At 61.6% G+C, this 21181-nt stretch carries 23 protein-coding genes and 2 pseudogenes; 21 read left to right on the top strand and 4 right to left on the bottom strand.

Annotation, left to right across the window (positions count from 1 at the left end; all coding sequences use genetic code 11):
- Positions 1-331 precede the first annotated feature (331 nt).
- The 6 genes from ABIB91_RS09230 to ABIB91_RS09255 all read left to right on the top strand — a co-directional run bounded on the left by ABIB91_RS09230 (position 332) and on the right by ABIB91_RS09255 (position 4031).
- Positions 332-697 (top strand): response regulator transcription factor, encoded by a 366-nt coding sequence (locus tag ABIB91_RS09230; RefSeq protein ID WP_354160203.1) that lies wholly within the window; start codon positions 332-334, stop codon positions 695-697.
- The gene (locus ABIB91_RS09235) at positions 694-1353 is read left to right on the top strand and encodes a sigma-70 family RNA polymerase sigma factor (protein WP_354160205.1); all 660 of its coding nucleotides are present in this window, start codon (positions 694-696) and stop codon (positions 1351-1353) included. Before ABIB91_RS09230 ends, ABIB91_RS09235 begins: the two co-directional genes overlap by 4 nt.
- 78 nt (positions 1354-1431) lie before the next feature.
- Entirely contained in the window at positions 1432-2391 is a 960-nt protein-coding gene (gene egtD / locus ABIB91_RS09240) for an L-histidine N(alpha)-methyltransferase (RefSeq protein ID WP_354160535.1), read from the top strand.
- Positions 2392-2522: 131 nt separating this feature from the next.
- On the top strand, positions 2523-2777 hold the full coding sequence (locus ABIB91_RS09245) for a hypothetical protein (RefSeq protein WP_354160207.1): 255 nt from the start codon (positions 2523-2525) through the stop codon (positions 2775-2777).
- A 37-nt stretch (positions 2778-2814) separates the two neighbouring features.
- Complete coding sequence (locus ABIB91_RS09250) at positions 2815-3498, top strand: HWE histidine kinase domain-containing protein (protein ID WP_354160209.1); 684 nt, start codon at positions 2815-2817, stop codon at positions 3496-3498.
- 20 nt (positions 3499-3518) lie between these two features.
- Positions 3519-4031, top strand: a complete 513-nt coding sequence (locus tag ABIB91_RS09255; RefSeq protein WP_354160211.1) for a YkgB family protein — start codon at positions 3519-3521, stop codon at positions 4029-4031.
- 283 nt (positions 4032-4314) lie between these two features.
- Here ABIB91_RS09255 and ABIB91_RS09260 read toward each other — a convergent pair.
- Positions 4315-4587: pseudogene (locus ABIB91_RS09260) on the bottom strand (TMEM175 family protein); the annotation flags it as partial.
- Between the two features lie 361 nt (positions 4588-4948).
- On the opposite strand from ABIB91_RS09260, the gene ABIB91_RS09265 reads away from it, so the two are divergent.
- The 6 genes and pseudogenes from ABIB91_RS09265 (at position 4949) to ABIB91_RS09290 (ending at position 10670) form a co-directional block, all read left to right on the top strand.
- Positions 4949-6595 carry a GAF domain-containing sensor histidine kinase gene (locus ABIB91_RS09265; RefSeq protein WP_354160213.1) on the top strand — a complete coding sequence of 549 codons (1647 nt, stop codon included), beginning with the start codon at positions 4949-4951 and terminating at the stop codon, positions 6593-6595.
- Between the two features lie 2 nt (positions 6596-6597).
- On the top strand, positions 6598-7212 hold the full coding sequence (locus tag ABIB91_RS09270) for a response regulator transcription factor (protein WP_354160215.1): 615 nt from the start codon (positions 6598-6600) through the stop codon (positions 7210-7212).
- Between the two features lie 346 nt (positions 7213-7558).
- On the top strand, positions 7559-8491 hold the full coding sequence (locus ABIB91_RS09275; RefSeq protein WP_354160216.1) for a helix-turn-helix transcriptional regulator: 933 nt from the start codon (positions 7559-7561) through the stop codon (positions 8489-8491).
- A 178-nt stretch (positions 8492-8669) separates the two neighbouring features.
- Positions 8670-9539 carry an alpha/beta fold hydrolase gene (locus tag ABIB91_RS09280; RefSeq protein ID WP_354160218.1) on the top strand — a complete coding sequence of 290 codons (870 nt, stop codon included), beginning with the start codon at positions 8670-8672 and terminating at the stop codon, positions 9537-9539.
- Positions 9540-9577: 38 nt separating this feature from the next.
- Positions 9578-10349 (top strand): annotated as a pseudogene (locus ABIB91_RS09285) (SDR family oxidoreductase).
- Positions 10350-10421: 72 nt separating this feature from the next.
- Positions 10422-10670 carry a hypothetical protein gene (locus ABIB91_RS09290; RefSeq protein WP_354160220.1) on the top strand — a complete coding sequence of 83 codons (249 nt, stop codon included), beginning with the start codon at positions 10422-10424 and terminating at the stop codon, positions 10668-10670.
- A gap of 31 nt (positions 10671-10701) precedes the next feature.
- Here the strand turns inward: ABIB91_RS09290 and ABIB91_RS09295 are convergent, their stop codons facing one another.
- The 3 genes from ABIB91_RS09295 to ABIB91_RS09305 are packed head-to-tail and all read right to left on the bottom strand — an operon-like array spanning position 10702 to position 12339.
- Positions 10702-10968, bottom strand: coding sequence for a DUF6510 family protein (locus ABIB91_RS09295; RefSeq protein ID WP_354160222.1), 267 nt, complete (start codon positions 10966-10968; stop codon positions 10702-10704).
- A 5-nt stretch (positions 10969-10973) separates the two neighbouring features.
- Entirely contained in the window at positions 10974-11735 is a 762-nt protein-coding gene (locus ABIB91_RS09300) for a ferredoxin reductase (RefSeq protein WP_354160224.1), read from the bottom strand.
- Complete coding sequence (locus tag ABIB91_RS09305; protein WP_354160226.1) at positions 11722-12339, bottom strand: sulfite oxidase-like oxidoreductase; 618 nt, start codon at positions 12337-12339, stop codon at positions 11722-11724. The genes ABIB91_RS09300 and ABIB91_RS09305 overlap by 14 nt, the downstream gene beginning before the upstream one ends.
- Positions 12340-12441: 102 nt before the next feature.
- Here ABIB91_RS09305 and ABIB91_RS09310 point away from each other — a divergent pair, with 102 nt between their 5' ends.
- The 9 genes from ABIB91_RS09310 (at position 12442) to ureC (ending at position 21054) form a co-directional block, all read left to right on the top strand.
- The gene (locus tag ABIB91_RS09310; RefSeq protein ID WP_354213006.1) at positions 12442-14076 is read left to right on the top strand and encodes an amidase; all 1635 of its coding nucleotides are present in this window, start codon (positions 12442-12444) and stop codon (positions 14074-14076) included.
- A gap of 439 nt (positions 14077-14515) precedes the next feature.
- On the top strand, positions 14516-15124 hold the full coding sequence (locus ABIB91_RS09315) for a cytochrome P460 family protein (protein ID WP_354160229.1): 609 nt from the start codon (positions 14516-14518) through the stop codon (positions 15122-15124).
- Positions 15125-15148: 24 nt separating this feature from the next.
- Positions 15149-15730, top strand: a complete 582-nt coding sequence (locus ABIB91_RS09320; protein WP_354160231.1) for a cytochrome P460 family protein — start codon at positions 15149-15151, stop codon at positions 15728-15730.
- 62 nt (positions 15731-15792) lie between these two features.
- Entirely contained in the window at positions 15793-17067 is a 1275-nt protein-coding gene (locus ABIB91_RS09325; RefSeq protein ID WP_354160233.1) for a beta-propeller fold lactonase family protein, read from the top strand.
- Between the two features lie 111 nt (positions 17068-17178).
- Positions 17179-18090: an urease accessory protein UreD gene (locus tag ABIB91_RS09330; RefSeq protein WP_354160235.1), complete on the top strand. Its 912-nt coding sequence runs from the start codon at positions 17179-17181 to the stop codon at positions 18088-18090.
- Positions 18091-18115: 25 nt separating this feature from the next.
- Positions 18116-18418 (top strand): urease subunit gamma, encoded by a 303-nt coding sequence (locus tag ABIB91_RS09335; protein WP_354160237.1) that lies wholly within the window; start codon positions 18116-18118, stop codon positions 18416-18418.
- A gap of 9 nt (positions 18419-18427) precedes the next feature.
- Complete coding sequence (locus tag ABIB91_RS09340; RefSeq protein ID WP_354236221.1) at positions 18428-19003, top strand: HupE/UreJ family protein; 576 nt, start codon at positions 18428-18430, stop codon at positions 19001-19003.
- A complete protein-coding gene (locus ABIB91_RS09345; RefSeq protein ID WP_354160241.1) occupies positions 19000-19338 on the top strand; it encodes an urease subunit beta in 339 nt (112 codons plus the stop codon). Before ABIB91_RS09340 ends, ABIB91_RS09345 begins: the two co-directional genes overlap by 4 nt.
- 12 nt (positions 19339-19350) lie before the next feature.
- Positions 19351-21054, top strand: a complete 1704-nt coding sequence (gene ureC / locus ABIB91_RS09350; RefSeq protein WP_354160243.1) for an urease subunit alpha — start codon at positions 19351-19353, stop codon at positions 21052-21054.
- Positions 21055-21181 lie beyond the last annotated feature (127 nt).

Raw genomic sequence — 21181 nt, forward strand, 5'->3', positions numbered from 1 at the left:
GACGGCGGCGCGGTCTCTCCACGCGTCCGCGCCACCGTGGGGTGGCTCGCCTCGGCGCCGCAAACCCATACCAAAGTATGGGTCCATGCATCACAACCGGGAGGTTGTACGGGGCACCCGCCGAACGCATGCTCGAGGCCGACACGCGCAACCGATCATGGCGCAGCTACTGGATTTTCCTCAGTTGGGGAGACCGAACATGTGCCTGTCGCGAACAAGCATCGAACGTCACGGCAGTCGCAGCCTGGTCAACTGGGGAGCGGCTTGCGCGCCGATCGACCCCGTTGCGATCGCGCTTCGATGATGATCGCATCTTGCGAGGGTAAGTCAGGTGAAGGTCCCTTTCGTAGGAGTCGTCGATGACGACGAGGCCCTGTGCCTGTCTTTGGTGGATCTGATGCGATCGATCGGATACCGCTCCGAGCCGTTCGACAGGGCCGAAGCGCTGCTGAGCTACGCCGACCGGTTCAGCTTCGACTGCATCATTGCCGACGTTCACATGCCCGGAATGGGCGGGCTGAACCTCGTTCGCGAGCTCCGGCAGCAGAGGGTCGGAGCGCCGGTGATTCTCATTACCGCGCTTCCTCACCGGCAGCTGGACGCCGAAGCGGCTTCAATGGGCGCATTCTGCCTTCTCAGAAAGCCGTTCGAAACGAGCGCGCTGCTTGAGTGTCTCGACAGGAGCCTTCGAAGATGAAAGCGCTCTCGGGTGACGACATCACGTCCTCCATGGCGACGCCATTGTCAGGTGGCGACGAGCCCGGGCGTCCACGACCCCGGGAAGATACGGATCGGCCGCGATATATTCGCCAGAGGACCGTCCGTTGGGAGAGATGGAACGAATGTTCGGAGCGATGGGGCCGGCTCATGCTTGCGGCGCGAGCAGGCGATGGGGCCGCATATGAGCGATTGCTGCGGGAGCTGGATCTGTGGCTGCGGGCCTACTACGCGCGCCGGCTTGCCTATCCCGCTGCCGACGACGCGAGGCAAGAGGTGCTGCTGGCCATTCACGCCAAACGCCACACGTTTGCGCCCTCGAAGCCCTTCGGGGCCTGGGTCACGGCGATTGCCCACTACAAATGGGTCGATCGCATTCGCGATGCTTCGCGCTACAGCGCGCTCGCGCTCGACAAGGACATCGCGATCGAGGATCACGAAGGTGCCGCGATCAGCGCTGCTGCGCTGGACCAGCTACTTGGCCGGCTGAAGCCTGCACAAGCGAGCGCGATCCGCCTCGTGAAGCTCAATGGTCTGAGCATCGAGCGAGCGGCCGGTGCGACCGGCCAGTCGGCGGCCCTGGTTAAGATCAATATCCACCGCGGCCTGAAGAAATTGGCGACATTAGTCTCCTGATGTTATTGGGGCCGACCGCCCGGGCCGGCCGGGACGTCGTGCGAAGGAAAATCGAAATTGCTCCAACTCCAGAACGAAATGCGATCCGCGGTGGCCGACCTGACGGCGGCGTTCCGCTATGACATCATGGAGGGGCTGAGCCTCGCGCCAAAGGCCATTCCGGCGCGATGGCTTTATGACCGCCGTGGATCGGCTCTGTTTGAAGCCATCACGTTGCTGCCCGAATACTACCCGACACGAACCGAGCGATCGATCATTGCGTCCGCAGTATCGGAAATCGCCGCGCTCGCAGGGCCGGGCCGCGCAGTCGTAGAATTCGGCTCAGGCTCATCGGCAAAGACGCGACTGTTGCTGGCGGAGACGAAGCCCTCGGCCTATGTGCCGATCGACATCTCGGGCGAGTTCCTCCGGCAGGTCGCGGCAGGCTTGTCGCATGCGTTCCCGGGGCTGCCGATCTATCCGACCGAGGTCGACTTTACTCATCCCTTTGCGCTGCCGGAAGAGATTGCGTCGACTGCGCGCCTCGGCTTCTTTCTGGGGTCGACGATCGGAAACCTGACCGTGCCTGCGGCGGTCGATCTGCTGCGGGCCATGGCGGCGACCCTGGGTGTCGGATCGATGCTGCTGATTGGCATCGACCGCATCAAGGAACAGGATGTTCTCCTGCCGGCATATGACGACACGCAAGGGCTGACGGCCGCATTCAATCTCAACCTTTTGCATCGGATCAACCGCGAACTCGGCGGCTCGATTCCCTTGGGGGCGTTTCGCCACCTGGCGCTCTGGAATGACGTGGAGGCGCGCATCGAGATGCATTTGGAAGCCACGCGCGACGTCTGCTTCGAGGTCGACGGTCGGCCCTTTTCATTGTCGAAGGGCGAGACCATCCACACGGAGAACAGCCTCAAATACGGTCGAAGGGATGCCTTCGTCCTGCTGCAGGCCGGCGGATGGAATCCCGTCGCCGATTGGACTGACGACAGAGGGCTCTTCTCGGTCATTCTCGCGGAGCAAAGGCCCGAGCCGGCGGCACCCTAGGCTGCATCGGCGGCGCAAACGGAATCATTCCAACAATATCGCCTCAATCGGCGCAATCCACGAACAGCGAGGCCCGTGCATATGCATCATAATGGGCGCGTCATCATGGCAATCAACGTCGAGGCGCGACCATGCAATTCCGTTCATCCCTCATCCTGAGCTTCGCCGCCATTCCTCTAACCGCCCTGGCAGATCCACTCCCGGCGCCATCGCCGAAAGCGCCGAGCCCGGCTGAGAGCGTCCAGGTGCAGCCGCGCAGCGATGAATTCATGCCGAATTCAACTGCCGAGGATGCGGTGCAGAGGCGCATTGCCGACTTCAACCGGAAACAGGAAGGCCTGGACGCAGATCTCGACAAGAAGCTGAAAATCTGCCGCGGGTGTTGATCGAGATGCGGTTCAGCAAACAGCGATAGGTCGGCAAATGAGGCACACTGTCACCGGTTCGGTCCGCGACGGAAGCGGGTGCGCGCAATACGAGCCGATCGCCCCGATCCGGGATGACGCGCTCGAGCTTGTCGTCAGGGAATTGCAGCATCGCATGCGCAATATTCTCAGCATCGTTCTGTGCTTCGTGAACAACACCGACGCAAATACGACCGCCGATTTTCGCGAGGCGCTCTCGGCGCGGATCGCAACCCTGTCCGACGCTTACAGGATGATCGAATCGGCGGGAGATCAGCGAGTGTCTCTTGCGGGGGTGCTGGAGCGAACGCTCAAGCCGCACGCGATGTTTCACAGGGGCCGCATTCTGCTCGCGGGGCCGGACCTCACGCTGGAGCCGCACATCGCCTTAGCGCTCCACGTCATCATTCACGAGCTGGCTACGAACGCGAGCAAGTACGGCGCGCTGACCTCGACGGCGGGAGCCGTCGAGGTGATCTGGGAGAGTCCGCCCTATCTCGGCGGACAAGGTCTTGCGATCCAGTGGCGCGAACGCGGCGGACCGATAGTGACCAAGCCAGAACGCAGAGGGTTCGGCACCCAACTGATCGCAAGGGCCCTACCGGGCGCGCAGGTCGATCTCGACTTCGCACCCGACGGTCTTGTCTGCCGGCTTCTGATCGATCTCGGGCAAACGGTGACCACGCAAGGGGCTGTCAGTTAGGATCAAGGAGGATCGACACCATGAGTACATTGGCGAGAGCCCCGCGCAAATCGTTCGCAGGCAGGCTGCCGATATCGGGGCTGCTTGCGGGAGACCTGGATTACCATATCGTCCGGGCCTCGATGGTGATCCTGTTCTTCTTCTTCGGCTACCAGAAATGGTGGGCGTACGAGGCGGATCGCCTGGAGCCCTTCATCAGCAACGGTCCCCTGATCTGGTGGCTCTACCCCGCTTTCGGCTATCAGGGGGCCAGTTGGTTCCTCGGCGTCGCCGAATGGACCTTTGGCGCCTTGATATTCGCGGGCTTCTGGAGCAAACGCCTCGGCATGCTGGGCGCCCTCGGATCTACCGGTACCTTCATCGCAACAGTCACAATCATTCCATTTATGCCGGACGGTTGGGACGCTGCTGCGGGCGGCTTTCCGGCGATGACAGGCAACGTTCCGTTCCTGATGAAGGATGTCGTGCTGCTTGCGGTGTCGTTGTATCTTCTGAAGCAAGACGCGGCGCGTGTCCTGCTACCTGAGGCTTGAGATATGTGGCAAGGCAGATGCAGATCATGGCCAGCGCGAGCATGGGATAGTGCAGGGAGACGCCCACCGCGGCGAGGAAGCCGAGCAGGGTGGTCAAGGATCGCATCCGCATCATCATACGCGCCTGGCCTGGGATCGCCTCGATCGCTGGCCGGTCGACGGATTCCCAGCACAGCAATAGATAAGTCGCGTTCACCAGGGCGAATATGCCGGCGTAGACGGCGACGGGCAGCGGCGACAGCCTTGAGCTCGCGATCCAGGCTGTCGAGAATGGCAGCAGCGATACGGAAAACAGATGAGCGAAGTTTCCCCAGATCAATCGGGGCGTCGCCGCACCTGCGTAGCGTAGAAGATGGTGATGGTTCACCCAGACGATGGCAATGAAGAGATAGCTGACCGCGTAGCTGATGACGGTCGGCCAGATTTCAAACAGGGCATCGAGGCTCGGCGCGTGTGGCGGGCGGAAGTCTAGGGCGAGAATTGTAATGACGACTGCAAAAACACCATCCGAGAATGCATTCAGGCGTTCTGTCTTCGGGGAGTCCGCGGTCATCATTCCTGTTTCCTTGCCGATGCAGGACTGCGCAGTGTCTCGACGCCCCGATCGGGCCTGAACAGAAAGCGAGCCATGCCAACGACCAGCGGGGCGCAATGCCGCCGCTCCACACTTTCGTAGATATTCGGAGCAAACGTCGCATCGGTTACACCTGCTTCGAAAAAAATCCGTGCGATGCGCAGCGACCTGCAAGGCGCGGGCGCCTAAACCGTGGCTCTCCGCGGCCAAACTTGGCAACGTCCTCAAGTCCCGTTACATGTTGCGACGTACTGACGCGCTCTCGTCCCATCCTTCGATCCGCAAGCGGTCGGGTGATGCGTCGAGACGTCTGGATATGATTGTCACGACGAGACATCTCGGTATGAGGCTTGATAACGAGACGCACGAATTGGATCTGGTCGCAAAGGCGATTCAGATCATCTCGCGAGAAATCAGCTATCAGGGATTGGCCAAGGCTCTCCTCATGGAGGCGCTGAGTTATTCCGGGGCCAGTCGAGGGGCGATCCTGCTCAGCGGGCAAAGAGAATTGCTTGCCAAGGCCGATGCGAGCTTCCCGCGCGAGAGGGCGAACTTCCTTGCCTCCTTCCCGCCGAACGCCGAATTCCGCTTGCCGAGCAACCTTGCCGAAGAGGTGCTGGATCGGAAACAAACGGTCGTGAGGCAAGCTGCAGCTGAGAACTCGGCACTGATCGACCCCGCGAACCCGCCGTCTGGCAAGATAGCTCAGCTGTGCCTGCCGTTGATTCACCAGCACTGGGCGATTGGCGTTCTCTACCTCGAAGCGGATGGAGATGCGGATATCTTCACGCCGCGGTGCGTCTGGGGGACATCCATGCTGGCCAATCAGGCTGCCGTCTCATTCGAATCGGTACGCCTGTTTGAAGCGCTGCGCGAGACCAACATGTGGATGGTCAGAGGTCAGCAGATCGGCGGGATGGGCAGCTATCGCTGGAACACGCGGACCCTGCTCTCGCGTGGATCGCGGGAATGTTACCGCATTCTGGATATCGACCTGGATGTAAACCCCGTGCCATTCGAGGTGTTCAGGAGCCGGGTTCACCCCGAGGATTATCCCGCGCTGGAGCAAGACCTCACCGAGGCAATCAGCACGAAGTCGCCATTCACCCACGAGTACCGAGTGGTCCACCGGGACGGCAAGACGTTGCACGTCGTGGCCGTTGGTCAATTCGATGAGGGGCCCACGGGAGACCTCGAGCTGGAAGGCATCATCACGGACGTCTCGCAACGGAAGGCGGCGGAGCAGGCTCTCGCCGACGCACGAAACGAGCTTGCACGGGCGACGGGGCTGACGTCCCTTGGCGAGCTCGCCGGCTCGATCATTCACGAGATCGATCAACCGCTGACGGGCATGATCATGAGCGCGGAAGCTTGCCTCCGGTGGCTCGCCAGGGATCCCGTTCAAGCCGCGGAGGCCCGGAAATCGGTCGCGCGCATCATCAGGCAGGCACGTCGAGCTGCGGAGGTCGTGACCGGAGTCCGCTCTCTGGTGAGGGGCACGCAGGTCCATTTTGCCCAGTTCGATATCAACGATGCGGTCGCGGAGGTTCTGCTTCTGTCGAAAAGGGAAATCGAGCGAGCCGGGGTCATCGTCCGTACCGACTTCGATCGATCATTGCCCCGTGTGGAAGCAGACCGTGTTCAGGTCCAGCAGGTCGCCCTCAACCTCGTGCGCAACGCGATCGAGGCGATGGCCGAGGTTGAGCACGGGAACCGCATTTTGGCCCTCTCCTCGGGGGTCGCCGATGGTATGATTTCCGTGGCAATCGCGGATACGGGGGGTGGCATCAGCCCGGCTGATAGAGAGCGGGTCTTCGAGACGCTCTATACGACGAAGGGAGCTGGACTCGGTCTGGGATTGTCGATCTGCCGCAAGATAGTGAAACTCCACGGAGGACGGCTATGGGTGGAAGAAAATGGGAGGTGCGGAGCGAAGTTCACCTTCGCTCTCCCGCTTCGCCAGACGGTTCGGATTCCGGAAAGACGGTAGACATGCCTCCGTCCGGCGTTGTGCATATTGTCGACGATGACCGCGCGGTTCGCGAGTCCCTTGGCGACCTGCTTGAGTCCCTGCACTATAAGGTCGCCTTGTACGGATCTGCTTCGGATTTCTTGAAGGTTGAACTGTCGGATGGCCCTGCGTGTCTGGTGCTCGATGTCAGATTGCCTGGCACGAGTGGACTGGAGCTGCAGGAGTACCTGACGAAAATCAATGTCGGAATCCCGGTGATCCTGATGACCGCTTTTGGCGACATTCCCATGTCCGTAAGAGGCATGAAGCTGGGGGCGGTCGATTTTCTCACCAAGCCGATACGGGATCAGGATCTCCTCGACGCGGTCACTGCTGCGATCCGAAAGGACATCGAGCGGCGCGACGACAACGCGCACCTTGCGCAGTTGCAGGAGAAGTTTGCACTCCTGACCACGCGCGAGCGGCAAGTGATGACGCTGGTGGCATCCGGTCTGATGAACAAGCAGGTCGCCAGCGAGCTCTCGATCAGCGAAGCGACGGTCAAGATGCATCGTGGCAGCGTCATGCGGAAGCTGGGGGCAAGAACCGCGGCGATGCTCGTTCGAATGGCTGAAGCACTCCAACTCCAGGGCTGAAGCGTTGCCTTCGGGACCGGCATCCCCTTCTCACTCATCGCAGCGGCGTCCCTGCGCGCGACCCATACCTAAGTATGGGCTGGAACAGCACAAGCGTGAGATTGCCCGCGAGGGCGATGAAAAGCATGTTGTTCCTGTGCGGTGCTGCCAGCCGGCGTTGGCAGCGCGCTTTGACCGGAGAGGTAACGCCACTTGCAGCTTGCGGCTTCAACGCCCGTATCCAGGCGATCATGGCATCTCCTCCGTGCAGAAGTTCGTTGACGATTGGACGCGGCCATCCGGAGCACAGAACAGGGCGACGACGATGGGCATGCACGTATCAAACTCGAGTGAGACCACGCCAAGGATGGCGGTTGCCGCTTCGCCAATCCGTCCGGTGGACGAGACGCATTCTTTCAGGCCGTCCGACGCGGCGCTTCATCCGACGGTCAGCATAACGCCTCCCGAACCGGTGAAGCGCCTTGGGATAGGCTGGCGTTGGTGGTTTTCGGAGAGCGTCCACCTCCCCATCGGCAACAGGATTGAATTTCGCTTTCAGGGATCGAGACATCTCCTGGTGTTGTACAACAAGGGAGCACGGAAAAGCGGTGAGACCTCCATCGATGGCCTCTGCCCGTCGAAGCTGCGAGATTCTGAGCACAGGCTGACCTTTGTCCCGGCGGGACGCGCTTATCAGGAATGGCATGAGGCCGCCTCGTCTGCGCAGGTGACCTTCCTCTACTTCGATCCCGCCGCGCTTCATAAGTCCGACGACGGCGCGGCCGGGCTCGCGCCAAGAATATATTTCGAGGATCCGCTGGTCTGGGAGACCGCCTCCAAACTGAAGAAGGCGATCGAGAGCGCAGCGTCGAACTGTGCGCCCTACCTCGAGGCGCTCTGCGGCGTGCTCGCCCACGAGCTTTCCAGGTCTGATCACGATCTCGTTCGCGAGCCGGCACCGGTCAGTCGTGGAGGCCTCGCAGGTTGGCAGAAGCGCGTCGTGGTCGAGTACGTCGAGGGGCATCTGGGAGAACAAGTCTGCCTCCTGACGCTTGCCGAGCTTGCCAGGCTCAGCGTTCATCACTTCTGCCGTGCTTTCAAGAAGTCGTTCGGAATTCCGGCCTACCAGTATCAGGTGCAGCGACGCATGGAGTGCGCCAAGCTACGACTGGCGGATCGCGCGGTATCGATTACGGATATCGCACTCAGCCTGGGCTATGCGCAAACGAGCTCCTTCAGCTCCGCCTTTCGCAAAGCGACGGGTTGGACTCCTACGGACTATCGCAGGGAGTTCGAGTGAGTCGGTCCGGAGGACGGTAGATCGGGCAGAGGAGGTGACAGGTAGTTTCGTACGGGCGGAAGAATCCCGGTGAGTCTGTAACCGGATGGTCCCGAGCCACGAAGTATCCAGGTGAGCGCCTCGGATCATCATTTTCACAAGGCGCAACGGGCGTCGAGGGGACCGCGAGGGACCGCAGATGACGAACATTCGATACCGCAAGGTGGACGTGGACGGACTGAACGTATTTTATCGGGAGGCCGGCCGGGCTGACGTGCCCGCCTTGCTGCTGCTTCAAGGATTTCCGACGGCTGGCCACATGTTCCGCGGGTTGATCCCGGCGCTGTCGGATCGCTTCCGATTGGTGGCGCCGGATTTGCCCGGGTTTGGCCAGTCCGACATGCCGGCTCGCGAAAGCTTTGCCTATACGTTCGCCGCGTTGGCGCAGGTGATCGAACGGTTCACGGAAATCATCGGACTTGCTCGTTTCTCGCTGTACGTCTTCGACTATGGCGCGCCGACGGGCTTTCGGATGGCCCTTCGACATCCCGAGCGCATCGCTTCCATCATCTCGCAGAATGGCAATGCCTATGAGGAGGGATTGAGCGAAGGCTGGAGCCCGATCCGTGCTTACTGGCAACATGCATCGCAAGCGAATCGAGAGGTGCTCCGATCATTCCTTTCGCCGGAAACGACGGCCTGGCAATACACCCACTGGGTGCCTGACGCCTCCCTGATCTCCCCTGATGGCTTCACGCTGGACAACCATTATCTCGAGCGCCCGGGCGCGGACGAGGTCCAGCTCGATCTGTTCGGCGATTACAGGACCAACGTCGCCATGTATCCAGAATTCCAGGCCTATTTCCGCAAGTACAAGCCGCCCTTGCTGGCGGTCTGGGGCAAGAACGATCCCTTCTTCCTGCCGGCGGGCGCGATGGCGTTTCAGCGCGACTTGCCAGGCGCCGAAGTGCGCTTCTTCGATACGGGGCACTTTGCGCTCGAAACTGATGCTCGGGAGATCGCAGTGGCGATCGGCGATTTTCTTGCACAGCCGATTTCAAACGGGTGAGCGCCGCCTCCCTCGCCACGGTGTTCGGGAGGGTTCATATGTCGAAATCAGTCGCCATCGTCACAGGTGCGAGCCAGGGAATCGGCCGGGCGACCGCGGTGCGCCTGGCGCGCGATTTCTCGGCTCTTGCCCTTGTCGCGCGAAACCGGGCCAACCTCGAGGACACCGCAAAGGCGGTCAGGGGCGCCGGCGCCGAGGTGCTGGTGATCGATGCCGATCTGGCCGAACCTCGTATTGCTCAATCTGTCGTCGACCAGACTTTGGCGGCGTTCAACCGGATCGATGCCCTGCTCAATATCGCAGGCGCGGTGCCTCAGGTCGATCCGTTCGAGACAACGGAAGCACAATGGGAAGCCGGGCTGGCGTTGAAGCTGCACGGCGCCCGGCGGCTCACGATCGCAGCCTGGCCGTCGCTCATGGCCGCGAAGGGGGCGGTGGTGTTGATGTCGGGAAACTCGGCCTCTTTCCCCAAGGCGCCCTATGCCGCGGTCGGCACCATCAACGCTGCAATCGTCGCTTTGGCAAAGGCATTCTCCGACAAGGGAATCAGCGACGGCGTCCAGGTCAACAGCGTCCTGCCGGGGCCGGTGATGACGGGCCGCCGCCGCTCCTACCTCGAGCACTGGGCGCCCCCTGCACGACATGACCGTCGAGGAAGCTACGGCAAAGTTTCCCAAGGAGGCCGGGATCGCGCGTTACGGCGAGCCGGAAGAGATTGCCGAGTTGATGGCATTCCTCGTATCGCCCGCCGCGCGCTGGATGACCGGCTCGGCGTTGCGGATGGACGGCGGCGAGGTGAAATCGATTTGATTTGGCGCCGAACGCAAATCGAAGATCGTCGAGGGATTGAAATTTCACAGCTGACGCTTCCAGGCCCGTTCGGTGCGCACGCGCTCGCCGTTCTTTTCAGTCTTTGCCAGATCTGGCTCTGAGGAGCTCTTCGCGGCGCCTGATCAGAATCTCAAGCCGGGCGGCCTGATCGTCAATGCGCTGGCCGACGAGCTCTTCGTTCATCGGGGCGACATGTGCGGCAGACTGTTCAATCAGCTCGCGAAGCTTCGCCGCCGTGGCGGCAATCTGGCGCTCGATTTCAACGAGGTGGACGTCTTCACCGTGCATGGCGGTTTTTGATCGGAGTTTGGCGGGCGGTCGGGCTCGGCCTTCAGAAGTACAGATGCCGGGCACCGTGCATTTCAAGGACACATCCCTTCTGAGTTCGCGTTGCCCTCATCAGATCGCATCCGCAATCGGCGCACTTGACGAGCGCCTCCAGGTGCCCGCCGTCGACGGCCAAAGCGCCAAGGCAGGACACGGTGTTGCATGCCGCGCACCGGATCTTCGTCAGGGTGATGTCAAAGGCAAAGGCTTCTTGAAGCAAATGCGTGCCGGGATCACCACCAAGAATGAGGTCGGCGATGTTGTCTGCCATGGCAATCATGCTCCTGTTGGCCCGAAACGCTCGGTCCTTACGGCGAGAGGGTCGAAGCCGAGCTTCACGAGCATGCTCGATATGCCTTCGACAAACCCGGTGGGACCGCAAATGAAGAACGTGGGATTTTGCTCGCGCGTAAAGCTGTTCTCTGAGAGCAGAGCCTCGTTGATCCGCCCCCGATGTCCGTTCCAGTCGCTCGGATGCTCGCGGGTGAGCGCATAGGCCAGACGCAGGTCGCGGTCGGAGCGAGCCATCGTATCGAGTTCATCCCGGTACACGATTTCGGCAAGGCTGCGTGCCGAATAGATCAATGATGCCGGTATATGCGCGAGCGACCTCCAGCGGTGGCGTAGCATTGCCATCAGCGGCGTAATCCCGGTGCCGCCGGCGACCAGGCAAATCGTTCCACCGCGCGTTTGGCTCCAGATGAAATGCCGCCCAATGGGTCCACGAAATTCGAGAGCGTCACCAACCCGCAATTCGTCGAGGAGATAGGAGGACACCTCACCGTCCTCGACCCGTTCCACGGTGAGAGTGAGCAGTTTTTCTTCCGGAGGCGATGCGATCGAGTAACTTCGTTCGGCTTGATAGCCGTCATCGGCGGTGAGACGGATGTCGACGTGCTGGCCGGGCCAGTGCCCGGACCAGTTGGCCGGTTGCAGGATGATGCTCTTCACCCGGCTTGTTTCGGCCACGATGGCCTGCACGCGACCGGTCTGCCACTCGATCCTGGGCTGCTGCAGTGGCGCATCAGTCGCCGTCATAACGTTGCTCCCGCCAGGGATCGCCATAGTTGTGATAACCACGCGATTCCCAGAACCCAGGCTCGTCCTTGGGCATGAAACGGAGCCTTCGCAGCCACTTTGCGCTCTTCCAGAAATAAAGATGCGGCACCAGAAGTCGCGCGGGGCCGCCGTGTGCGGGGGCGAGCGGCAGACCCCCATAGCGGGTCGCAATCATCGCCTTTCCCGCGGCCAGATCGGTTACCGGAAGGTTCGTCGTGTATCCGCCCTCGCAATGCGCCATGACATAGGCGTCCGGCGGCTCGCTCAGCCCGACCACCTTGAGAAGATCGTCGAAGCTAACGCCCTGCCAGACCGTGCTGAGCTTGGTCCATTTGGTGACGCAGTGAATGTCGACCGTGACCGTGGTCTGGGGCAGTGCCTCGAATTCGTCCCACGTCCATTTCCCCAGCAACGACCCGCCGAGTTGAAGGGCAATCTTCCAGTCGGCGACACGGATTTCCGGCGTGGGGCCGGCGGACAGCACCGGGAAGTCCGTCGTTAGATACTGACCGGGCGGCAACCGGGCGGCTTCGGCTGCCTGTCGCTTGGATTTGAAGCCGCGAGAAACGGGAGGTCGGTTCATGGAAGCGTGCCCTTGTGCGGTGATGCGCAGGATGTCCGAACGCGCGTCGGCTTAATCTGCAGCTCACGTAAGCGCACATGAACCCTGATCGGTGCCTTGTCGATGGCCGTCGCGGTGAATGCATCAAGATTGCGAAAGACGAAGCAATCGCGGCTGCGCAGTCAGGAACTGTTTCAATGTCAAATGCGGCTTCGTCCTGAAGTGGTTCAAAAGGAGGAAACGATGTCGAGCGTGAGCCAACCCTTGCATTCCGACGAACTCGCTTACCTCACCGCGCACGAGCTGGCAGCTCGCATCCGGCGGAGTGATCTGTCGCCGGTTGAAGTGGTCGATGCGTTCATCCGGCGCATCGAAGCGCGCAATCCGAGCCTGAATGCGCTGGTCTATCTCGATTTCGACGGCGCCCGCACGAGAGCGAAAGAGGCCGAGCGCGCATTGGTCGCCGGCGAGCGGTGGGGGCCACTGCATGGCATCCCGTCGGCGCTCAAGGATCTGTTCGACTTCAAGCCGGGCTGGCCTGCGAGCCTGGGCGGCATCCGCGCGCTCAAGCACCACGTCGTGAACGGTTACTGCGTGTTCTGCGAGCGCATGGAGAAGCGTGGCGGAGCTGTGTTCCTCGGCAAGACCAACAGCCCTCTGATGGGATTCCGAGGCACCTGCGACAATTATCTGTTCGGTCCCACGCGCAACCCGTTCAATCTTGCCAAAAACACGGGTGGTTCATCCGGAGGAAGCGCCGCGGCGGTCGCCGATGGACTGCTACCCATTGCAGAAGGTACGGACGCTGGCGGCTCGATACGAATCCCCTCCGCCTGGTGTGGAGTGTATGGCTACAAGGCGTCGTTCGGACGCGTGCCGTTTCTCGTGCGCCCCAACGCGTTCGGAGTGGCCGACTCTCCGTTCCTGTTCGAAGGGCCCATCACGCGGACGGTCGAAGATGCCACCATCGCGTTGAACGTACTTGCCGGCCCTGATCCACGAGATCCCTTCAGCCTGATCGAGCCGCCCGTCGACTTCACCGCGGCGACCCGTCGTTCAATCCGTGGCCTCAAGATTGCCTATAGTCCGAATCTGGACGTTTTTCCGGTCGACGGGAAAGTCGCGGAGACGGTCGGCCGCGCGGTACAGGCGTTCGAGGAAGCTGGCGCTCACGTTGAGGAAGTGAAGCTCGGCATCGCCCGCCCGCAACGGGAGCTGAGCGACGTCTGGTCGCGTCTCTACATGCTTCTGAACCTGCAGGCGATCGAGAACATGAAGCGCGACGGCATCGATCTGTTCGGAAAGCATCGTGACGACTTTCCACCCGAATACATGGATTGGGTCGAGAAGACCAATCGCATGTCGGGGCTCGATTTCTTCCGCGACCAGGCCGTCCGGTCGGAGGTCTACGCTGCCTTCCAGAACGTCCTTGAGAGATTCGATCTGTTGGTCACGCCGACTGTCGCGTGCCCGCCGGTCGACAACGCCAGCGATGGCAACACGGCTGGACCAAATTCGATCAATGGTGTCGACATAGATCCTCTCATCGGATGGTGCCTGACCTACTTCGTCAACTTCACAGGCCATCCGGCGGCCTCGATCCCGGCGGGTTTGTCCGACGGTCTTCCGGTCGGGATGCAAATCATAGGTCGGCGAAACGCCGACTTCGACGTACTGGCCGCGAGCGCGGCTTTCGAGCGGCTTCGTCCCTGGCAGGACAATTACCGGATCTGCCGCGAGCGCCCCCTGCGGGTATAACGAACGATCTGCGTGATCCATCGGTCAACCCACCCGCAGAATCGATGTCCGGCGGCTTCGCGCCTGCCGACACTTCCAATCGGTCTCCAGCCATTGGCAGGCCATATGAGGGCAAAGCCGTCCTCCCCGTGCAGCGAACGTTCTCAAGTGATGCGGCACCTGAGAGCAACCCCGCTTTCGGATCTCACCCGCTGACCCTGCACCCTCGGTCGTTTCCATGGCCGTCCGCGCCGTGGTCGCAGCGCCGATTGGGCCGCGCGTCTTGCTTCCGAAGTGTGAACCTCTTCGGCGATCGCAAGTTCGGCACCGAATGCATCAAGATGGCCAAAGCAAAGGCAATCCCCAACGCGCAAGATTTTGCGCGACTGGCTAAGTCATCTCTCGACAGGTCAATCGTGCCGGCGCCTCGCGCGTTCGGCCGCAGTCGCGGGAGAAGACAATGCGCGTGAGAGTCCAGGCAGCAGCGGCAGTCATCGCAGGCAGTGCGGTCGCAACGATCCTGTTCTTCGGATCGCTCAAGGATACCAATGCCCAGAGCGTTACGCGCTATCTGCCGGAATATACCGCGGACGGGCAGTTGCTTCTGCCGAAGAATTTCCACGAGTGGGTCTATGTCGGCTCGCCGCTGACGCCAAACGCCCTCAACGGCGGGCAGGCGAACTTCCCGGAATTCCACAACGTCTATATCGAGCCGGGCTCGTACGCGATCTACAAGAAGACCGGTGAATTCCCCGAGGGGACGATACTGTTCAAGGAGCTTCAGCTGACGTTGCCGCAGGAGAATGCCGACGGCTCGCGAACGGAAGCGTCGGGACGTGGCTACTTCCCGGGCAAGTGGAACGGCGCCGACGTGACCGTCAAGGACTCGAAGCGCTTCGCCGACACCAACGGGTGGGGCTATTTCAACTTCAATCACCACGAACCAAAGGCGTCGATGGCCAAGGTGAAGTCGAAAGACGAGTGCGCCTACTGCCATATCGCCAACGCCAAGAAGGATGAGGTCTGGACCCAGTTCTATCCGCTGCTGGACAACAAGGACGCGCGCTGAGCGCGCAATGGGCGGAAGATCGGCATGAAAGTCCTCAAAGCCGCTTGTGTTGCCTTCGTCGTGATCCTTGGAGTCGCGTCCGCGATCAGGCAGTCACAGCTGTGGGCGAACGCGGTGGATGCTGTTTCGACCGGTGCGAGTGTCGCCGACCGCGACGGGCGTCTGCACGTGCCAGATGATTATCGTACGACCTATCAGCTCCTCGGAAGCTGGGCGATTGCGGCAGACGACAGTCACGGCTCGAAGGAGCTTCACGTCGTGTACGCCTCGCCGGGAGTGATTGACGCCTATCGGAAGGACAAGCGCTTCCCGGACGGTGCGGTGCTGGTCAAGGAGGTGTTCAAGGCGACAACCTCTGAAATGACGACTGGTACCGTCAGCCGCGCCGATGCTTTGAAGGGCTGGTTCGTCATGGTGAAGGACGCGCCGAACAGTCACCCGGGGAGCCCGCTCTGGGGCGACGGTTGGGGATGGTCCTGGTTCGACGCGGGCGATCGGTCAAAAACGACAACGACGAATTACAAGGCTCAATGCCAGGCGTGCCATGTGCCCGTGCGGACGTCCGACTGGGTTTACGTCGATGGATACCCCCCGTTGAAGCCATAGCCATGGTGCGGGTCACTGAAAGTCATTCGATTTACCAAAGCCAATCATCAAAGGAGCGAGAGATGGCTAAAGAAGCGACGGCGAGTGAGATGGGAATGTCGAAGGGGCAGACTGGACATCTCTATATCCAGACCAACGAGATCGATAACGCCATTATTCACTACACGCGACAGGCGGACGGCAAGCTGGCCGAGGTCGCGCGCATCAAGACGGGCGGCGCCGGCTCCGGTGAATTCAAGCCGATCAGCGGCCAGGACAGCGCGCCCAACTCCTTTGAGGGCGCGGGAAGCGTCATCATAACATCCGATCGGCGCTTCATGTTTGCGACCAATGGCGGAGACAACTCCGTTTCGAGCTTCCGCCTGGATAGCGACGGTCATCTGACGCTGCTCGACGTGAAGTCGACCGGCAACCCGGTCGATGGCAGGAGCGGCACGGCCAAATCGCTGGCTTTCGCTCCGTCGACCCGCACCCTCTTCGTGCTGCACTCGTTCGGACCGGATCATCTTCGGCTGATGTCAGTCGATGCCGAAGGCATGCTCAAGACGCGGCCTGAGCGATACTCGGTCAACACGTACAGCAAGCGCAACCGTGTCTCCACCATGGTCGTGGTCTCGCCCAACGAGGAGCTGGTGCTCGTCGGCACCACTTTCGATGAGCCGATCGCGCTCACCGGCCTGTATCCCGACGGCTCGCCGATTCTCTGGGTCCAGCGCGCCGGCGGCGCGTTGCACTCGATCGCGTCGAATGCGCCGGATCCGGACGGCCTCGCTGTGTTCGCCCTACAAAAGGACGGCTCGCTCGGCACGGCCAGGTTCTACGACGCGAAGGGCGGTTCTCCGTTCTACATCGCGTTCCTGCATCAGCGCCCGAATACGTTCGTGATCGGCTATGCCGTCGGCGACGGATGCTCGATCTGCACCATCGAGAAGAACGGCTCGATCAAGATCGGTCCGCTCGTCAAGATCGACACCAGCGCGGGTCTTCCGTCCGAGCTGTGCTGGCTCGCCGTCTCGCCCGATGATCGCACGATCTACGCGACGAATTTCGGATACAGCAACATCAGCAGCTACCGGATCAACGGTAGCGGCCTGGAGATTGCGTGCGATCCGGCGTGCCCGAAGGTCCCCGGCGACGGCACCGCGAGGGGATTGAACGGAACCGTGACGAGCGGTCCCAGCGATAGCTGGCTCTCGCCGGACGGCGCCTATCTCTATCAGATCTACGGCAACGCCTCGAAGCTGGTCAGCTACAGCACCCAGCCCGACGGTTCGCTGAAGGAGATTAGCAGCGTCAAGATCCCCTACAACAGCTCCCAGGGGCTTGCGGGTTTCTGATCCTGGCTTCGCGACACGAGATCCGGGCGTGGTCGGCATTGCCGTTCCACGCTCGGCCTCCCCCTCGCCGACATGCGAGACACACAAGGTCAATCACGAGCCGCGAGACGGATGTTTGAAGCAATTCACGAGCGCTCTCGCGGTACATCCGCGGGTTATCCCGGCCATCCGGAAGAAAGGCGGAGCGCCACGGAAAAACTCGATCTGCAGCGCGCTGCCGGGGAGGCTCGCGTGGTGTTCTCCGGCGAGGCAAACGGCACGGAGATCATTGACGTCTATCAGAAATTTCCGATGGCCGTCGCGTTCCCGAATGTCGACGATCGTCGGCGCAAGGAAGCGGTCCTCATCAATACCTCGGGTGGTGTTGCAGGCGGCGACGAGATCAGGATCGAGGTGGTCGCTCAAGGCAATGCGTCGGTCGCAGTGACCACACAGGCCGCGGAGAAGGTCTATCGGGCGCTCGATCGGCCTGCCCGCATCCGGACGCGGTTAAGGGCTGAGGGACGTGCTCGGCTTGCGTGGCTTCCACAAGAGACCATCGTCTTCGACCAGGCGCGGATCGCGCGACAGACCGAGATCGATCTGAGCTCGGGCACCGAATTGATTGCCCTCGAGTGGCTGGTTCTTGGCCGCATCGAAAGCGGCGAGGAGGTTCTTGCCGGACATATCCTGGACAGCTGGCGCGTCAGGGTCGACGGCCGTCTGGTATGGGCAGATGGCTTCCTCGCGTCAGACCAGGCCCTCCTGCAGCTTCGGAAGACGGCGCTGCTCTCGAACTGGAAGGCGGTCGCGACAATGATCTATTTCGGTCCGGGTCTTGAGGCCCGGCTCGAGAGATTGCGCGAGATCGGTGCTTCCCTGGAATGTGCGTGCGGCGTCACGATCGTGGGCGCGATCATCGTGGTCCGGGTCGCCGCGATTGCAAGCGTGGATCTCAGGCGAGGTCTGCGCCGCTTCCTCGATCAACTCGACCATGAACTCGGATCCGGTCCCTTCGGAGTGCCGAAGATGTGGTCCTGTTAGCAGCGCGGCCAAGTGGGAGGAGCATTTGAATCTGACACCACGGGAACGAGACAAGCTGATGATCGCCCTCGCCGCGATCGTTGCGCGCGGCCGGCTCGCGCGAGGCGTCAAGCTGAATTATCCCGAAAGCATCGCATTGATTGCGGATGCCATCATGGAAGGTGCCCGCGATGGACGATCGGTCGCGGATCTGATGTCTGAAGGCGGCCGGCTTCTGCGCCGCGACCAGGTCATGGAGGGTATCCCGGAAATGATCCGCGAGGTCCAGGTGGAGGCAACGTTTCCGGACGGGACGAAGCTCGTCCCCGTGCACAACCCGATCCGATAGGAGCTGATGATGCGTATCCTACCGTTCTGTGTCGTCGCGCTGAGCGTGCTTGCCTCGCCGGCCTTCGCTCATCCCATTCCGGACGCGGCCAGTTCGTTCGACGCCGGTCTCGTCCATCCATTCAGCGGCGCGGATCATCTGATTGCGATCACCTTGGTGGGAACGTGGAGCGCGCTTGTGGGCGGATCCGCGAGAGCCGTGTGGCCGCTGACTTTTCTGATCGCGATGCTGGGCGGCTTCGCTGCGGCAAGCGCAGGACTTCAGATGGGCTTCGTGGAGGCGGCGATCAGCCTCTCGGTGGTGGCACTTGGAGCGTTCGTTGCGTTCGAATTCAGGATGCCCGTGATGCTGGGCGCGGCGGCCGTGGGGCTGTTCGCGTTCTTCCATGGTCACGCACATGGAACTGAAGCCGCCTCGATGCTTGTTCCCTACCTGATCGGCTTCACAACGGCGACCGCCGCTCTTCTCCTGACCGGAATGGTCATCGGGTTCTGGGGAGCACACGCGGCCAGAAGAAGTTTGCTTCGCGCCGCGGGCGTATGCGCCGGGCTTGTCGGACTGCTGCTGCTTGGAGGCGTGGCATGATCCCCGGGGAGGTCATTCCGGCTGACGGCGACGTCGTCCTGAACGGGGACAGGACCGGACCATCGATTGCCGTAGCCAACACCGGCGACCGGCCGGTCCAGGTGGGCAGCCACTATCATTTCGTCGAAGTGAATGCCGCACTCGCGTTCGATCGATCCTTGGCCCGTGGATGCCGCCTCGATATCCCGGCCGGGACGGCCGTTCGGTTTGAGCCGGGTCAGTCGCGCGAGGTCTCATTGATTCCGTTTGCCGGAGCGCGGCGCATCTACGGCTTCAGCGGCGGCGTGATGGGACCTCTGGAATCAGGGACCGATGCGTCCGGCGCCAACGAATAAGGTGAGGAAGATATGTCCCACACGATGAGCCGTAGCGCCTATGCGCAGATGTTCGGCCCTACGGTCGGCGACAGGGTGCGCCTGGCGGACACCGACCTGTTCATCGAGCCCGAGAGGGACCTCACGATCTATGGCGAGGAGGTAAAGTTCGGCGGCGGCAAGGTCATTCGCGACGGCATGGGACAATCGCAACTCACGCGCGCGCAGGGAGCGGTCGATACGGTCATTACCAACGCGCTGATCCTCGATCACTGGGGAATCGTCAAGGCCGACATCGCGATCAAGGACGGGCTCATTGCCGCCATCGGCAAGGCGGGCAACCCCGACATACAGCCGGGTGTCTCGATCATCATTGGGCCGGGGACAGAAATCATCGCGGGCGAGGGCAAGATCATCACCGCCGGCGGAATGGATACGCACATTCATTTCATCTGCCCGCAGCAGATCGACGAGGCGCTCTTCTCGGGCGTCACAACCATGATGGGTGGTGGGACCGGGCCTGCCGCAGGGACGACGGCGACGACCTGCACGCCGGGGCCATGGCACATCCATCGGATGCTCGAGGCGCTGGATGGGTTCCCGATGAACTTCGGCATTTTCGGAAAGGGCAATGCGAGCGTACCCGCGGGCCTGGTCGAGCAGATCGAAGCCGGCGCGTGTGGCTTGAAGCTGCACGAAGACTGGGGCGCAACGCCCGCATCGATCGACTGCTGTCTCTCTGTCGCCGACGACATGGACGTGCAGGTCATGATCCACACCGATTCCCTGAACGAAGGCGGGTTCGTCGAGAGCACGATCGCCGCGTTCAAGGGCAGGACGATCCATGCGGCCCATACGGAAGGGGCCGGCGGCGGGCATGCGCCGGACATCATCAAGGTCTGCGGCGAGAGGAACGTCATCCCAGCCTCGACAAATCCAACGCGTCCTTACACCGCCAACACGCTCGACGAAGCGCTCGATATGCTGATGGTGACCCACCACTTGGATCGCCGTATCCCGGAGGATGTCGCCTTCGCGGAGAGCCGCATACGAAGGGAGACGATCGCCGCAGAGGACATCCTGCACGATCTCGGCGCGTTCTCGATCGTGTCGTCGGATAGCCAGGCGATGGGGCGCGTCGGCGAGGTGATCACGCGGACGTGGCAGACTGCCGACAAGATGAAAAAGCAGTTCGGGCGGTTGCCGGAGGAGACCGGGCATAACGACAATTTCAGGGCTCGGCGCTACGTCGCGAAATACACGATTAATCCGGCTATCGTTCAGGGAATGTCACGTTATGTTGGCTCGCTCGAGGTCGGAAAGCTCGCGGACATCGTCATCTGGGATCCGGCGTTCTTCGGCGTCAAACCCGACATGGTCCTGAAATCCGGCGTGATCGTCGCCGCGATCATGGGCGATCCCAATGCATCGATACCGACGCCTCAACCGGAATACTACCGGCCTATGTTCGGCGCCTTTGGCCGTTCTCCCGGCAGAAATTCCGTGACCTTCGTCAGTCAGGCCTCGCTCGAAACGACGAGACAGCTGGGCTTGGCAAAGCAACTCCTGCCGGTCGCGAACACGCGATCGATCGGCAAGCATTCCATGATTCTCAACGACGCGTTGCCCCATATGGAAGTCGATCCCGAAACCTACGAGGTGCGGGCCGACGGACGGCTCCTCACTTGCCCGCCGGTGAATGTGGTCCCGATGGCGCAGCGCTATTTCATGTACTGACGCGTTGCCGGCATGGTGGTGCGATGACAGACGAAAGTTATGGACACAAGGCGCTGGCGTTCCTGAGGTTGCAGAGCTGGCTCTCGCCGGCGTTCCCGAACGGGGCCTACAGCTACTCGCACGGACT

The organism is Bradyrhizobium sp. JR4.3, assembly GCF_040547695.1.
Lineage (GTDB): Bacteria > Pseudomonadota > Alphaproteobacteria > Rhizobiales > Xanthobacteraceae > Bradyrhizobium > Bradyrhizobium canariense.